The organism is Lentihominibacter sp., from assembly GCF_046951855.1.
Lineage (GTDB): Bacteria > Bacillota > Clostridia > Peptostreptococcales > Anaerovoracaceae > Lentihominibacter > Lentihominibacter hominis.
In genome coordinates this window covers 47,894-64,068 of sequence record NZ_JBKTXS010000011.1, presented here as the reverse complement: position 1 = coordinate 64,068, position 16,175 = coordinate 47,894, and the positions used below count along the sequence as shown (strand labels likewise).

Below are 16,175 nucleotides of genomic sequence, written 5' to 3'. Positions count from 1 at the left end.
CCTTCAAACTGATGCTCCTCTAAAACGGATCGTCAATCTGTTCGGAGGTATCCGTACAGCCATATCTGCCCTTGACCAGTATGACTATAAGCTTGACCCTAATATAGAAGAACATTTCCGTTTATATCGAAAAACCCACAACGAAGGTGTCTTTGACGCTTATCCAAAACGTACTCTGGATGCACGTTCCGCAGGACTTCTTACAGGCCTTCCCGATGCATACGGAAGAGGACGGATCATTGGAGATTATCGCCGCGTCCCTCTTTACGGCACTGACTTTCTTATAGAAGAAAAGAAAAAAGATCTCAATACGATAGACGGAGCCATGACCGATGAGCGAATAAGACTCCGCGAAGAAGTTCAGATGCAAATACGGGCTTTGGACGAAATGAAAAAAATGGCGGAAAGTTATGGCTGTGATATATCTCAGCCTGCTGAAAATGCACATCAGGCTGTACAGAATCTTTATATGGCTTATCTTGCGGGAGTAAAGGAAAATAACGGAGCAGCCATATCTTTAGGACGGACTTCAACATTCCTTGATATATATATTCAGCGTGACCTTGATTTGGGACGCATTACAGAACAGGAAGCACAAGAACTTGTAGATCAGTTTATCATAAAGCTGCGTCTTGTACGCCATCTGCGTACGCCTGAATATAACGAACTGTTTGGAGGTGACCCTACATGGGTAACGGAATCCATCGGGGGAATGGGTGTAGACGGGAGAGCCTTGATAACTAAAACCTCATACAGATACCTTCATACATTGACTAATCTCGGCACCGCACCTGAACCCAACCTTACAGTCTTATGGAGTAAAGATCTGCCACGTGCATTCAAGGATTACTGCTCAAAGATGAGCATAGAAACCGATTCCATACAATACGAAAACGATGATATCATGCGGCCATTGTACGGAGACGATTATTGCATCTCTTGCTGTACCTCCGCCATGACTGTCGGAAAGCAAATGCAATTTTTCGGAGCCCGCGCAAACTTGGCAAAAAGCCTTTTATATGCTGTTAACGGAGGTATAGATGAAAATAAAGGCACTGTCATCGTTCCTGACATACAGCACGACACCGATGAAGTTCTTCAATACTCTAAAGTTCTGACAAATTATAAAAAGGTTTTATCATATGTCGCAGAGCTTTACGTAGATACCATCAACATCATACATTATATGCATGATAAATACGCCTATGAAAGCAGCCAGATGGCTCTCCACGATACATTGGTTACAAGACTGGCGGCTTTTGGAATAGCCGGCCTTTCCATAACTGCCGATTCCCTGTCAGCAATCAAATTCGCAAAAGTAAAGCCAATAAGAGATGAAAACGGCATAGCTATAGATTTTCAGGTTGAAGGAGACTACCCTAAGTATGGAAACGATGATGACCGTGTAGATGATATAGCCGTAGAAATAGCATCCTACTTTTCAGAGGAGCTTAAGAAACATCCTCTTTACCGCGGTGCCATACATACATTATCAGCACTTACCATCACCAGCAATGTAATGTACGGAAAGAAAACAGGAGCTACTCCTGACGGCAGAAAATCCGGAGAACCATTCGCACCCGGAGCAAATCCTATGCATGGACGGGATATCAACGGTGCTTTGGCATCGCTGAATTCAGTAGCCAAGATCCCATACCGGAATGTATGCCAGGATGGAGTCTCAAATACATTCTCCATAATTCCTTCTGCATTGGGAAATGATATCTCTACGCGGAAAAGAAATCTCGTTTCTATTATGGACGGCTACTTCAGCCAGGGAGCTCATCACCTTAACGTAAACGTGATGAACCGCCAGCTTCTGATAGATGCCATGGAACATCCTGAAAAATACCCGACCCTTACTATACGAGTATCAGGCTATGCAGTCAATTTCAATCGTCTTACCAAAGAACAACAGCAGGAAGTAATAAAACGCACATTCCATGAAAGTATAATATAAAATATATTAAATACCCCGGCCAATTTTTCTATGACCGGGGTGCTTTTCATATATTCCTTATTTCATTTCGTCCTTTTTCTGTCAGTAAATTATAAACAGTACTCCATATATGCTTCCGATAATCAATTTTACCGCGGACAGATCGGCTCAGATCTTCAAACGGCGCCCAATAAATCGCAGACATATGTATCATATCAATTAAATGTACATATTCGCCCGGAAACAGTTCCTCACGAAGCAATCCTTTGCTGCAAAGTATAGAAAAAGACTTTCTGAGCAATTCTGCCACAGAAGCATACTTATCCCTCTGTTTTTTTAAGATCTCAGGAGATACCTGGGAAAGCTGCGCATGATGCAGAAAAAAATATAAATGCGACTGTACTGTTTTCTGCATGTCATCAAACACTCTGTCAAGTTCCTGCAGTGTTTCCGGCGGCTCTGCTATAAAGGTGTCTTTTTCCTCTGCCAGAAGTTCTTCTATAATATCTTCTTTCTTCGCAAAATAATAAGTGAGATTGCCCTTGCTTATATTCAGTTCACCTGCTATATCACGTAAGGATACGCCATTATATCCATACTTATTAAACATATTCCGAGCCGTATCCAATATCCTCTGTCTTGTATTCTTTTTCATAAAAATCTTTTCCGAAACTTCCGGATTCTACATATACTTCTTTTTATATTCATCTGTATGTTCTATCAGACATAATCTTACTCCATTAGGGTCCATTACAAAAGCCTGTTTGCCAACCGATGTGGGAATCACAGGGCTTGCCGCTTCATACCCGTTTTCCGTTAAATGTTCAAGTACTTCTTCAAGGTTATCTACATCTGTTCCCACCGAATACATCCCCACATCATAGTTTTTGTTTTCTATAAGCTCCACAGAAGCACCGCTGTCGCTATTCATAATAGTGATCTGCCCTCCGTCGGGAGTAACTACATGATAACCTTCTTTAAATCCCATAACATCTCTGTAAAACTTAACTGATTCCTCCAGGTTTTTTACTATCAATGTAGTATATTGCACTTTGACTTTCACAGCATTACCCTCCTTTTCCGCATTAGGTCTTTCGTACTAAAGCTAATTATAGCCCAAACGTACTAATATGTCAAGCAATACGCTTTATCAGTTTCACAAATTCCACCTGAATGACTGACAGCAGAGACAGACCTATAACTATAAGCCACTGAACACCGGAAAGAAGCGTAAGTCTGAAAAAGTCTTGAAGAGACGGTACCAGAAGAATGCAGAGCATGAGAATCAAAGAGACTGCAAAAGAAACCAGCAGCCATGGATTCAGCCCCTCAGCCCGTATCCATATGGGCTCTGTATTGGAACGCTGATTAAAAGCCCGCATCATCTGCGAAAAGGCTAAAGTACAAAACGCCATAGTCTGTCCTGTGACATTATCGCCTACACTTACTCCTATCCAGTAAGCAGCAATAGTTACAGCAGCGACGAATGTACCCTGAGTGATCACTCGTCCCACCAAATCTTTCTCAAAAAGAGTCCCTGATTTCACAGGTTTATGCTTCATAATATTTCTGCTGGCAGGATCTACTCCCAGCGCAAGCGCGGGAAGTGTTGCTGTAGCAAGATTCACCCACAGTATATGGACAGCCTGAAGAGGAGCATTCCAATTGAAGACGGTAGCTACAAATAAGGTCATTATCTCAGCAATATTGCCCACTAAAAGAAACTGGATCACCTTCTGAATATTTCTGTATACCCTTCGACCTTCTTTAATGGCATATGCAATAGTGTTGAAACTATCATCCAGCAAAATCATATCAGCAGCATCTTTAGCGACATCCGTACCGGTGATACCCATAGCTACACCAATATCCGCAGCTTTCAGCGCCGGAGAATCATTGACCCCATCTCCTGTCATAGCAGCAACTTCTCCATTTCGTTTCAGACTCTGAATGATTCTCAGCTTATCAGCCGGAGACACTCGAGCGAAAACAGAAGCTGTTTTAACTGCTTCATCAAGCTCACTGTCATTCATGTTATCCAGTTCATCACCGGAAACAACTGTGCTTTCCTCTCTGTAAATGCCTAACTCTCTTGCAATGGCAAGAGCTGTTGTTTTGTGATCACCTGTAATCATAACTGTTCTTATACCAGCCTCAAGGCAACTTTTTATAGATTCTGCCACTTCACTGCGCGGAGGATCTATCATACCCGTTGCTCCGATAAATACCATATCATGTTCTATGTTTTCATTATCATCAAGAGGTATGGAAGAAAGATTTTTCGTGGCAAACCCAAGTACACGCATAGCATTTTCCGACATTGTAAGGCAAAGCTCTGAAATATTATTTTTATCTTCATCAGTGATAGGACGTATACCTTCAGCCGTCAATATATGCGTGCACAAAGGAAGCATCTCATCTACAGCACCTTTCGTATAAGCTGTCACTTTATCACCTATTGTGTGAACTGTAGTCATACGTTTTCGTTCCGAATCAAAGGGCTGTTCAAAAACACGGGGATAATCAGCTTCCAAAGACTCATGATCAATGCCAAAAGCCTGAGCCATGTAAATCAATGCACCTTCTGTCGGATCTCCGATGATCTCACCCTGTCTGTCAGGATCAAGACTGGCGTCATTACAAAGAGCTGCTCCGTAAACAAGTTCTTTATATACTCCCGGATGTTTTTTTGCTGCCTCTCTGACAGGTGTAGTTTTCCCAGTCTGAAAATCTCCATTTACAGCTATATTAGTAACAGTCATTTTATTCAAGGTAAGCGTTCCTGTTTTATCAGAACAGATCACTGTGGCACTTCCCAAAGTTTCCACAGCGGGAAGTTTGCGGATGAGAGCATTTCTTTTGGCCATACGCTGTACACCCAGTGCCATAACGATAGTAGCCGTCGCCGGCAGCCCCTCCGGGATAATGGAAATGGCCAAAGAAATAGCCACAAGAAATTGCGGAATCAGCGGGCGATCATAAAGTGCTCCAATAACAAAGATCAGAACGCATACGATCAATCCTACGACAGTGAGCGTTTTACCGACTGCATTAAGTTTCTTCTTAAGCGGCGTCTCCAGTTCTCCCTGACTGTCAAGCATGCCTGCAATACTTCCCACCTCCGTATCCATACCGGTGGCAACCACCACTCCTGCAGCCCTACCATATGTAATGATAGCTGAAGTATAGACCATATTGCTCCGATCTCCCAACAGACAACTCTCCTGCAGTATTTCATCCGCTTCCTTCTCTGAAGGCACTGACTCTCCCGTAAGAGATGCCTCCTGCACTTTCAAATTTGCAGAATCAATTAGGCGCATATCGGCAGGAACCATATCACCATCGCTTAAAAATACCACATCACCTGTCACCAGCTCCGCCGCTGGGATAATACTTTCCTCTCCCTGCCTGAGAACACGCGCTTGAGGAGCGCTCATTTTCCGTAAAGCTTCAAGAGATGACTGCGCTTTTTTCTCCTGCACGATCCCAATGACCGCATTAATTATGACGATCACAAAAATAACTGCTGCCTCTGTCCATTCCTGTAATATAGCGGAAAAGCCTGCCGCACCAATTAAAATCAGAACCATGGGATCAGTAATCTGCTCCTTGAGCATTTTGACAATAGCTTTTGGAGGCTTAGATCTCAACTCATTTCTTCCATTTTTTTCTAGCCTTTCAGCCGCCTCAGCATCGCTCAGTCCTTTTTCCGATGTATGCAAAAGATCATACACCTCTTCAATTTTTTTCGAATGCCAAGGCATCTGTCTGTGATTATCCATATAGGATAGACCACCCCTTTCTTTAAATAAATTTTTTATATTCTGACCGCCCTCAGACGGAGATCAGTAAAAAAGAAATGCAAAAAAGCATAGCCTGACAACTCTTAAAAAGAGCGCAGATTATGCCTGTACACAAAATTTTATTCAATTTAAAAACATCATACAAGTCACTTCGTTCAGCGTCACTGCCGTCGGCGTCGTCCATTTCTTTTTCTCAAATCCTTTCTCTCAGATATAATTGAATGCAATTATACGAGATATGTAACCCTGTGTCAATATATTATTTTCAGAATTCACAAATTATTTACATTGAAATAATATTCTTCCCTGCATGATAAAACCTCCTGACTTTTAAATAAGCCGCTTTACAGTCAGGAGGCTTATCTGTTTACTTTAAAACCCTGTTATTCATCATCAGGAATAGGGTCAGCTTTCTTTCCAACGATATGAAGAATCAAACTCAATATAAGCATACCTGCGCCTATCCATGTAAGAAGAGTTATCATCAGTTCCCAGTTACTGATCAGTCCCGAACCATACAGATCCAAGTAATAATCATGTCCCCAGTCTCCCTCATACCATCTGAGGAACAGTGATCCTCCAAGCGCTAAGACACCGAATATAAGGAAAAACTTTCCTATCCTTATAGTATCTCCTTTTCCTAAACCTGTTTTTGGATTTCTCGGGTACTGAAGAGGATTATCAACAGAAAGACCTCCGTATATCTTCTTACAGATAATGTACATAAGAAGAGCAAACAGAATAAGAACATAGCCAAGCAGGAAGTATTCAGTTCCGTTCATCAGGATTCCCACTATTCCGATGATCATCATTGATATTACTATGTAGTAAGGAGAAAATCTGCCTTTGACATAGTACAGATCCCCCCTCTTCTGCACCGGATACAGCTTCCTCAATTTCAGAAATGCAACAGCAAATCCTGCATAACATACGAAGAGCAGCGGCGAGAGAATGATAACCAGAATTTCAAAGTCCAGATTTACCAGTATAACGTTAAGCACTGCAAGTATAACGATCGGCCAAATGGGAACTTTACGATTCTTGGAAACTGTCGATAAAAACTTAGGACATAAATGATCTTTTCCCAGAATCATAAATGACCTTGATGCCGTAGCTGTCGTCGCATTGAGAAGAGCCAGCTGAGATATTACCGCCGTGATCATAAAGGCAACTCCTGCCCATTTTCCAACATGTGTGAAAAGGACACTCGAGTAATCTATGGTAGAACCCCATTCGCTCCACGGACCTGTAGATACTATTCCTCCGAGAGTAGGAAGAATATAAGCTACCATCATCAAAACAATACACCATTTCATTCCCTTAGGAATAATCTGAGGATTTTCAATCTCTCCGCCGAGATTTGCTATTGCCGTATAACCGCAGAACATCCACACACCTATGGCGATACCTACTCCAAGACTGGAAAATGCTCCAGCTTCAACATTCATGAATGGATCAAACGGATTATTCTCCCAATGAGCCAGACCGACAATGGCTACAGCAAGGAATGCCGCAAGAATTATAAATGTAAATATTGTATTAACCACATTTACTTCCTGGAGACCAAGCAGGTTTACTACTGTAAATACAAGAATAATAGCAACTTTTACCGCAAGTGTTACCATAGGACTCATATCTATATACATGCCTATGTAATCCGTTGCGAGAACAATATAAGACGCACCCGTCAAATACCATGCCACGGCCATCCACAATCCGAAGACAAAGCCCCAGAATTCACCAAATGCCATCTTCACCCATACATAAGGACCCGAATCTACAGGTGCCAGATTCGTAAGCTCAGATACATAAAGCCCCATCGGCAGCGCCCACATAAGTGGTATAACCACAAGAAGAACAAGGGTCAGCCCCGGTCCTGAAGCCGGAATGATGGACTCGATCCCAAAAGCTCCTCCGCTGACTGAACAGAAAATAAAGAACAGCACCGCGCTAAAAGAGAATCGAGTTTTTTTCAAGCCAGGTACTACATCAGTCAGCACCTGACCGCCTTCATAATTAACTTTCATGATACTTCCTCCCTAAATGAAATTTACCTTACTATCTGTAATCCATTTCACCCCTTTTCGCAGATTTTTTTGAATTTTCCGCTACTTTGTAGAGTCATTGTATCATTCTGTCTTCTCAATGAACATGATATTATTGTCATCTTTCTGACTTTTATAGAACGTCCTTTTATAATTTTACTGAATATTACTTTATTTTCATAATATTAGTAGCAATTAAAGTATTCACAAAACAGTATGTCACAGTAAAATTTTTGTCATAGCCTTTTTTATCGAATATTTATATACTGCAAAGAGGACTGCCGCGATCATCAATATGATTCCGCCCAAAACAATCAACGCAATCACTTCGGTTTCTGCTATTCTTCCGTCATTAAAAAAATCCATAGCAAATGAAAATATGAATCCTATACCGCAACCTATTGCCGCAGGATACTGAAATATCTTCGACAATTGATTTTTCAATATCTTTCTTCGATACTGCCTGTCAGCTCCCAGCCTTTCCAAGCTGGCAAACAATTCGTAATTATCTGCAGCAACAGAAATACTCCTGACGTAAGTCATAACAGAAATTGCTGCAAGTGAAATAATAAAAATATATAGACAAAGCATTACATAAACACTGATAAGCTGCATCTGATCCTGGATTAATATAATATTAAACCCCGGCGCATATTTCCAGTCCGAAAGAAGCAAATCGTTTTCTGTAGTCATATCAATAGTACCGCTGTATCCGTATTCCTCACCAACAGCCTGCGCCTGCTTCTCTTCCCATAAATCCCAGTAACCCAGATGATTTGATAGTTCTGTACAATTCACTACATATTGCTCCAGCAAATCTTTTGCAAAATCATAGGAATTATTTACATCTGCCACATTAAAAAATACTAAATTTTCTCTATAAATATCAGAAAGGTTTTCCGTTATTTTTTCATAGTCAGCATCATCTAAAACATAGGCAAACGGAGTACTCATAGAATAAAATGAACTGAATTCCAGTGTACCGTCAAATTTTACATCCATGAACTTTCGAGAATCGGGATTTTTGATCTTATCCAGCCCATCGGTTTTATCAAAAAAATTCTCTTTAAAATCTACCGGAACAACTGTCTTATAAGTACCTGATCTTATCTTAACATCTTGCCCTGAAACCTTCTTAAAATCGGATGCAGATATAAACAGTGCGCTCTTTTTATCTTTATCATATTTTTCTACATAACGATCATCATCTGTAAGATCTACTGAATGATATGAAATAACAAGATTTGCAGCATCACTTTCTGCAAATTCGGTTATATCCATATCATATTCTGCGGCAGTTTCATAAATATCCTTTTTGGTTATCTGTTTTTCCAACACAGGACTATGAAAGGAAAAAGCTTTTCCACCCTCATCCTTGGCTATATCAGGAGCTAAGGAATACTGCATCCCATAAAAAGCTGAGAAACAGCATACGAAAATTAACAGTACAATAACACACATATTCCTGGTTGCTGCCTTTGCAGTAAATCGCATTAAACTTACAGAAACAAGATTCTTATAATACTTTTCTTTATTCTTTTTCAAACGGCTCTGACTTACTATACTGAGAAGCACCATATAAATCCCTGCAACCGATAATAAATATATGAGATTGACGATACCGGGCAAATGAAAACCAAATACTCTTGCAGAAAATTGCGGCAATCCTGTACCGAGAATTATACCGACAACAATAAAAACTATGCCTGTCGGAAATATCCACGGTTTTATTTCCTTCACCATTTCTGATTTATGCTGAGTCCTGAGGATATCCATAATACTTGACTTTCTGATAAACCGTTTTCCCACAGCTCCCAACATCAATACCAATACTATACTGAAAATAATCCCGGGAACAAAACCTAATGATCCAAAATGATAACTCATTTGCTCAGTAGAAATAATAAACAATTCAAATACTTTCCAGATAAAATATGAAACCGGTATAGCGCAAATCAGTCCAAGCAATGAAGATGCTGCGGTAATTAGAGAAAGCTCACGAAACAGCAGTTTTTCAAGAGATTTTTTGGAAAAACCTAACGCCATAAAAATACCATATTCTCTGGCTTTATATCGAAAAAACAAATTTGATGCATAAATAGTGAAAATAAAGCAGCCAATCGCTGTAACAACAAACAATAATGCTGCCATTTTACGGGTATCTCCTCCTTCCGGCAAAAAATTCTGTACTGTCGGCCCAAAATACATCAAAGCAAAAGATGTTATCAAAAGTACCGACAAAAAACTGCAGAATCCCAGAAGCAGATATTGACCTCTGTCATTTTTTCTCAGTTTTCCATAAAGCTTATTCATTGTCATCGATGTCACCTCCTAAAATCCTGAGAGTGTTAAGAAGTTCATCCATAAATGCGCGTCTTGTTGACGCTCTTGTAAGCTCCTGATGAATGCAGCCATCTTTCAGTACAATAACCCGGTCGCAAAATGATGCTGCGTAACTATCATGTGTCACCATAAAAATCGTAGCTCCAGCCTGATTCTTTGCCTGTAAAAAAGCATCAATAACTGCTTTGCATGACTTGCTATCCAGATTCCCTGTGGGTTCATCAGCCAAGATAACGTAAGGATCGTTCATCAGAGATCTTGCCACTGCCGCACGCTGCTTTTCTCCGCCCGATATTTCCGCCGGATACTTTTCCATAATCTTACTAATACCAAACAAACTGCAAAGCATGCCGGCTTTTTCCTCCATCTCTACGATAGGCTTTTTGGCGATGATCTGAGGAAGGCAGACATTTTCCTTTACCGTAAGACCATCAAGGAGCATAAAATCCTGAAAAATAAACCCCAGCTTTTCATTTCTAACTTTAGATAGTCCTTTCTCACTCAAATCAGAAATTACCCTCCCTCCTAATCTAATCGTACCGCTATCATAAGGAATAAAGCAGGAAATACAGTTGAGCAGTGTAGTCTTGCCACTGCCTGAAGGTCCCATTACCGCAACAAATTCTCCTTGGTTTACCTTTAAAGATACATCCGTTAAAACCGGATAAATGTTAAATCCGTTTTTATAGCTTTTATTCAGGTTTTCTACTTGTAACATTATTCGCCCTCACTCTCTTTTACTATTTTTGTCCGCATTAATTTTAGTAAAGCCGGATAGAAAGTAACAGCAAACAAAATGACAAGTTTGGTATCTTTACTGTAAAGTTTGACTCTCAAGTTTGACAATAGATAAAAAAATATGTTAATCTATTGCGAAATATTTTGGAGATAACTATGAATATTGCAATTTGTGATGACGATAAAAAACTTCTTAAAGATTTTCGGCATTTAATCGAAATACATATGGATCTTACCGGTATCAATTATCATATAACTGAATTCACATCAGGCGAGGAACTTCTGGAATATAAAAATAAAAAAGATATCCATCTGCTTTTCCTTGATATTAAAATGGGATCTGTAGATGGCATGGAAACTGCGCGCCAACTGAGAAAATCAGGAAAAAAAATGCTTATTATATTTGTTACGGCTTATCCGGATTTTGTTTTTCAGGGTTATGAAGTGCAGGCATTTCACTATATCTTAAAACCTTATCGTGAAACTAAAATCAAAGAAGTTCTTGACAGGGCGATTTCTGAACTGGATATCCGAAAAGAACATTCTCTAGTAATCCAACAAAGATCCGGTATTTTATGTATCAACACACAAAAGGTAACTTACTTTAAAAGTGACAAACGCAATATATTTGCTGTAAGTACGGAAGGCACTGATATCTTTTACGGAAAACTGAATGACGTGGAAACAAAGATGCCTCCGTGTTATCAGAGGATTCACAATCGATATCTGATAAATCTCAACTATGTATCAGAAATCGGTTCAAACTACTGCATATGCCATGATGAGAAGCTTCCTGTCAGCCGCACCTACAGACATGAACTGGCTATGGCTTTTGCTAAAATGATGCTGCAATAGAACAGAATATGAGGAACGGGAATTAATGATAACAATCTTAACAGTATTTTCGAACATCCTTCAATTCATCGTAGGATACATTTTTTATAAAATCATTTCCTGCTGTCTGGAAAGAAAAAAACCTAAAATTTTCTTTTTTATTATCTGGGGTGGTCTGTCCATAGTTTCCACATTCGCTATTTTAGCAGGTGACCCTGTAAATATCACAATAGTGGCCATATTGTTCCTTCTGATAAATTTTCTCTTATTCAAAGGAAAACCTCTGATCAAGCTGGCTATGGCGGTAATTCTGTTTCCTATAGCAACAGGTCTGAACTTTCTTCACAATGCAATAGGAAGCTTCTTTTTCTTTCGTCACTATACTGAGACAGATACTATAGAAAATCTTATCTTTTCCGTGAATACATACTTGTTTGTCGTTCTTTTCTGGTACGTTTTTTATTATTATTCAAAAAAATCCCTGATAAAAATGAAAGAACTTCTAGACAACAGAACATGGACCATTATGATCATCATATGTCTCGCACCTTTTGCAGGTATTTTCACCTGCGTATATTTTACACCCAGTGAAACATATAAAGTATGGCCATGTGTTATTGCATGTATAATAACAAGTTCCTGCAGCATTCGTCTCGCATCTAATCTTGCTGACGGGATTTATGCTGATATGGAAAAAAAGAATCTCAAACTCCAAAAAAATTATTATGAAATCTTAGAAAAAAATCAGACAAAGATCCGTGAACTCCGTCACGATATGAACAATCATTTGACAATAATCGGTCTGCTGCTTAAAAATAAAAACAACAAAGAAGCCCTGGAATATTTTGAAACTTTATCCGTAAGCCTTGAGGCTCCAAACCGAAGATTCTGCAAAAACAAAGTCGTAAACGCCGTACTAAACATAAAATACAATCAGCTTTCAGAACTCAAAACCGACATATTTTTCAACATCAGTATTGACAGCGTAATAATAGACAACATAAGCCTTTGCTCTATTTTTACCAATACGCTGGACAACGCTATCGAGGCAATACGAAAAATTCCGGATAAAACCAAAAGACGTATTTCCCTAAAAGCGAGGTGCTCAGATAGCGGATATTTCAGCTATGAAATCATAAATACTAAAGTAAATCCCATTCACCAGCAGAAAGGCCGTTTTCTTACAGATAAGAATAATTCCAAACACCACGGAATCGGACTTTCTTCTATACAGAGCATTGTTTCACGTTACGGCGGAACTATAGATATTTCATATACAGATGCAGAATTTAAAGTTATAATATTGATCAAATAAACAGCATATATCCATATCAGTAAATATCGATACCTCTTTCCATAAAATGAAGCATAAACCTGCCGCTGCCACACAAAGGTTCCAAAACAGACATTCCTTTTTACGTATATGAAAGATAAAATTTCAATTCATCCGGCGGTGCATCTTTATGCAAAAATATCATACATTTCTCCACATAAACTTCTATAATGATTCTTTATCATATCTTTGATATTTACTCCTTATAAGCCTCATTTTGAAACTGTAATTTATCTTAAGATATAATAAAACCCGCCTTAACAGGCGGGTTTTATGTGTATGGTGGAGATGACGGGAGTCGAACCCGTGTCCGAAAGCATTTCCACCGGATTTTCTCCGAGCGAAGCTTTTGTTTTATTATTTCACTTCTCGCATCGCCCAAAAGCAGGCTTTACGATCAGCTATCCCGTTATTCCCTTACGATACCGGGAACTCTCGCAAGGTTTTCCTGTATAATCGATGCCAGACATCCGGCCTACAGGTAAACCGAAGCTGACACGCACAGCTTATGACTGACTACGCAGCCATAGCCATAGGTGCGAAATTATTATTCTTTTTAGCGTTTGTATTTAAACGGCCACTTTTAACGTAGACTTGGCGACTACGGCTCGCTTATCCGGCTTCCACACCCCCGTCGAAACCAAAAACATCCCCATGTATGAAACTATCGGTTATGGTTACTCAACCGCAGTATCTTCCTCTTCTTTAGACTCTGCCTTATATTCTTCTCTAGCAGCCTGTATCTCCTGTTCCAGCTGTTCTATATTATCTTCACATGCTTTGATCTTCTCACAATATTCTTTTATATTCTTGTCTTTCATATTTTCAGATTTAAAGAGATCATAACAATATTCACCGATTTCCTGCTTTGCAGATACTATCGCCTGTTTTTCCGAACTGATCCGGCTCTTCAGTTTAGTTATCTCAATCAGTTCACCGGCTTTATTTCCTGCTTTGCTTACAGCAGAACTTGCTGTCTTTCCCATTTTACTTAAGAAACTTTGCATAATATAGCCTCCTTACCTTCTCATGGCCTGCTGCATCCTTCTGTCAGCGTCCCTTTTAGCAATATCATGTCTTTTATCATATTCCTTCTTTCCTCGGGCTACTGCAATTTCAACCTTTGCCAAACCTCTACCATTAATGTACATCTTAAGCGGCACTAAAGTCAAGCCTTTTAATGTAGTATACCCTATTAGTTTCCTTATTTCACGTTTGTGCAGAAGAAGTTTTCTCGAACGGAGCGGCTCAGCATTAAATCTGTTGCCATGCTCATAAGGACTTATATTCATACCATAAAGAATAAGCTCCTCATTTTCTATTTTGGCATAACTCTCTTTTATACTGACTTTTCCCTGTCTGACAGATTTTATCTCAGTTCCTGTAAGAGTTATCCCAGCTTCATATGTTTCTTCTATAAAATAATCATGTCTTGCCTTTTTATTATTGGCCACAACCTTCATCAGATATACTCTTCCTTTCATAAATCCGACCGGAGAAAGCAATCATCTCTTCCCGTCTTTTTATTTAAAGCAGATCCTGCCTATACAGTCCCTGCTGTCTATGACTCCTATAGCTTCATTTCTGCTGTCCATAGAAGATTTTCTGTTATCACTCAGCACAAAGATTTCATTGTCGCCAAGTTTAATTTCGTCAATAGGATCCATATGCACGGCTTCCGCCATATATTTCTCATATGGCTTTCCATTCAAATAAAAAATATTATCTTTTATTTCCACCACATCTCCGCTACTTCCGGCTACTCTTCTTACAAGAATTGCACCTTCGCCTTCTTCTCCATATACATCACTTCCAAAAGCCACTACATCGCCCACTTCAGGATTCTTGTTTTTGTCAGCCCCATATGCTATTTTATTTATGAGAACCTTGCTTCCATCATCTATTGTCGGCTCCATACCGCTTCCCATCACGGTAGTGACAGTAAATACCCCAGAAAGAACAACAGCTGACAATATACCTATACCGGCTGATAATAAGTAAAGTAACATTTTTTTAAGCATAAAAAACCTCCCCGCCGAAAATATGTACTCTACTTTTATTACTATTTCAATAATCCTATTTCACTAAACGGATACAGCCTGAAAAATGCTTTTCCTATTATCGAATCTTCGCTTATAGTCCCCACTTCGCCTGATCTGCTGTCCAGACTCACACCTCTATTATCTCCCATAACAAAGACTTCATTCTCCGGTACGGCATAGTCCTTTATATCGCCTGACGTAAATCCCTCAAGGGTATAACTTTCATCAAGTTTTATACCGTTTCTGTACACATTTCCTTCAGAAACGGTAACAACATCATTCTCAACTGCAATGACACGTTTTATCAATATCTTCTTGCCGCTTCCGTCATCTTTATCTATATCAGACTTGAAGATTATAATATCCCCATAATCGGGATGATCTTTTGTAAGATAGGCAAGCTTATTAACAAATAAATAGTTATTTTCATAAAGAGTAGGCTCCATAGAACTTTCCTTGACTATCGTAGGCTTTATTATCAGCGTTATGGCGATCACTATTACTAAAGCTATTGCTATATCCTTTATAAATTCCTTCATTTAATCAATGCCTCCGAATCTGGAAAATGGCCATATACAGAAAAGAACATTGCCTTTAATGTCTTTCATGTTCACCGGTCCCAGTTTTTCATTTCTGCTGTCTATGTATTTATCTCTATTGTCACAGAGAAGGAAAACTTCATCTTTCGTTAACTTTACCTTAAGATCTCCGTCAGAACCTTTTATGCCGTTTTCAGTAACATATTCATCTCCGTCTATATATATTTTTCCGTCTTTTATTTCAACAGTTTCTCCCGGAAGCCCCGCTACACGAGCTATTATATTATCTTTGGAGACGTTCTGTGCATTTTTTGCGTTTTTTTCAAGAATTACCAGTTTATCTCTGTCAGGAATGCCCCGTTTTGCTGAATAAGATGTTTTGCTTACCACAAGAAGCTGTCCGTCATTTATCGTAGGGGACATAGCATCTCCTTCGTTCACCTCCGGAGCCACCACCATAAACATAACTATAGCTAAAGCTACAGCCACCATATAAGGTGACTTTCTCCTTCTCGCATACTTCTGCTCATTTGTCGATCTGTTCATAATTAACCCTTTC

14 protein-coding genes and 1 other RNA gene are annotated in these 16,175 nt (G+C 39.4%); 3 read left to right on the top strand and 12 right to left on the bottom strand.

The genetic code is table 11. The features are described 5' to 3' along the window. Positions 1–1,960: formate C-acetyltransferase (gene pflB / locus ACLR96_RS04780; RefSeq protein ID WP_412265321.1), on the top strand; the 1,960-nt coding region annotated here is incomplete at its 5' end. A gap of 46 nt (positions 1,961–2,006) precedes the next feature. On the opposite strand, the gene ACLR96_RS04775 is transcribed toward pflB, so the two are convergent. The 6 genes from ACLR96_RS04775 to ACLR96_RS04750 form a co-directional block, all read right to left on the bottom strand. Continuing rightward, positions 2,007–2,594: a TetR/AcrR family transcriptional regulator gene (locus ACLR96_RS04775; protein ID WP_177269886.1), complete on the bottom strand. Its 588-nt coding sequence runs from the start codon at positions 2,592–2,594 to the stop codon at positions 2,007–2,009. A 27-nt stretch (positions 2,595–2,621) separates the two neighbouring features. Then, the gene (locus tag ACLR96_RS04770) at positions 2,622–3,002 is read right to left on the bottom strand and encodes a VOC family protein (protein ID WP_177269888.1); all 381 of its coding nucleotides are present in this window, start codon (positions 3,000–3,002) and stop codon (positions 2,622–2,624) included. Positions 3,003–3,072: 70 nt separating this feature from the next. Beyond that, positions 3,073–5,721 (bottom strand): cation-translocating P-type ATPase, encoded by a 2,649-nt coding sequence (locus ACLR96_RS04765; protein WP_177269890.1) that lies wholly within the window; start codon positions 5,719–5,721, stop codon positions 3,073–3,075. Between the two features lie 404 nt (positions 5,722–6,125). Next, complete coding sequence (locus tag ACLR96_RS04760; protein WP_177269892.1) at positions 6,126–7,769, bottom strand: APC family permease; 1,644 nt, start codon at positions 7,767–7,769, stop codon at positions 6,126–6,128. A 237-nt stretch (positions 7,770–8,006) separates the two neighbouring features. Next, positions 8,007–10,106, bottom strand: coding sequence for an FtsX-like permease family protein (locus ACLR96_RS04755; RefSeq protein ID WP_177269894.1), 2,100 nt, complete (start codon positions 10,104–10,106; stop codon positions 8,007–8,009). Then, positions 10,093–10,848 carry an ATP-binding cassette domain-containing protein gene (locus ACLR96_RS04750; protein ID WP_177269896.1) on the bottom strand — a complete coding sequence of 252 codons (756 nt, stop codon included), beginning with the start codon at positions 10,846–10,848 and terminating at the stop codon, positions 10,093–10,095. Before ACLR96_RS04750 ends, ACLR96_RS04755 begins: the two co-directional genes overlap by 14 nt. A gap of 176 nt (positions 10,849–11,024) precedes the next feature. On the opposite strand from ACLR96_RS04750, the gene ACLR96_RS04745 reads away from it, so the two are divergent. Continuing rightward, positions 11,025–11,723 carry a LytR/AlgR family response regulator transcription factor gene (locus ACLR96_RS04745; protein ID WP_177269898.1) on the top strand — a complete coding sequence of 233 codons (699 nt, stop codon included), beginning with the start codon at positions 11,025–11,027 and terminating at the stop codon, positions 11,721–11,723. A 25-nt stretch (positions 11,724–11,748) separates the two neighbouring features. Continuing rightward, a complete protein-coding gene (locus tag ACLR96_RS04740) occupies positions 11,749–13,017 on the top strand; it encodes a sensor histidine kinase (RefSeq protein ID WP_177269900.1) in 1,269 nt (422 codons plus the stop codon). 298 nt (positions 13,018–13,315) lie between these two features. Here the strand turns inward: ACLR96_RS04740 and ssrA are convergent. The 6 genes from ssrA to lepB (ACLR96_RS04710) all read right to left on the bottom strand — a co-directional run bounded on the left by ssrA (position 13,316) and on the right by lepB (ACLR96_RS04710) (position 16,162). Beyond that, positions 13,316–13,689: a transfer-messenger RNA gene (gene ssrA, locus ACLR96_RS04735) on the bottom strand. Between the two features lie 23 nt (positions 13,690–13,712). Beyond that, complete coding sequence (locus tag ACLR96_RS04730) at positions 13,713–14,042, bottom strand: hypothetical protein (protein ID WP_177269902.1); 330 nt, start codon at positions 14,040–14,042, stop codon at positions 13,713–13,715. A gap of 12 nt (positions 14,043–14,054) precedes the next feature. Further along, positions 14,055–14,519, bottom strand: coding sequence for an SsrA-binding protein SmpB (gene smpB / locus ACLR96_RS04725; RefSeq protein ID WP_177269904.1), 465 nt, complete (start codon positions 14,517–14,519; stop codon positions 14,055–14,057). 39 nt (positions 14,520–14,558) lie between these two features. Continuing rightward, entirely contained in the window at positions 14,559–15,056 is a 498-nt protein-coding gene (lepB, locus tag ACLR96_RS04720) for a signal peptidase I (protein WP_177269906.1), read from the bottom strand. Between the two features lie 41 nt (positions 15,057–15,097). Next, entirely contained in the window at positions 15,098–15,616 is a 519-nt protein-coding gene (gene lepB / locus ACLR96_RS04715) for a signal peptidase I (RefSeq protein WP_177269908.1), read from the bottom strand. Further along, complete coding sequence (gene lepB / locus ACLR96_RS04710; protein WP_177269910.1) at positions 15,617–16,162, bottom strand: signal peptidase I; 546 nt, start codon at positions 16,160–16,162, stop codon at positions 15,617–15,619. Between the last annotated feature and the right edge of the window lie 13 nt (positions 16,163–16,175).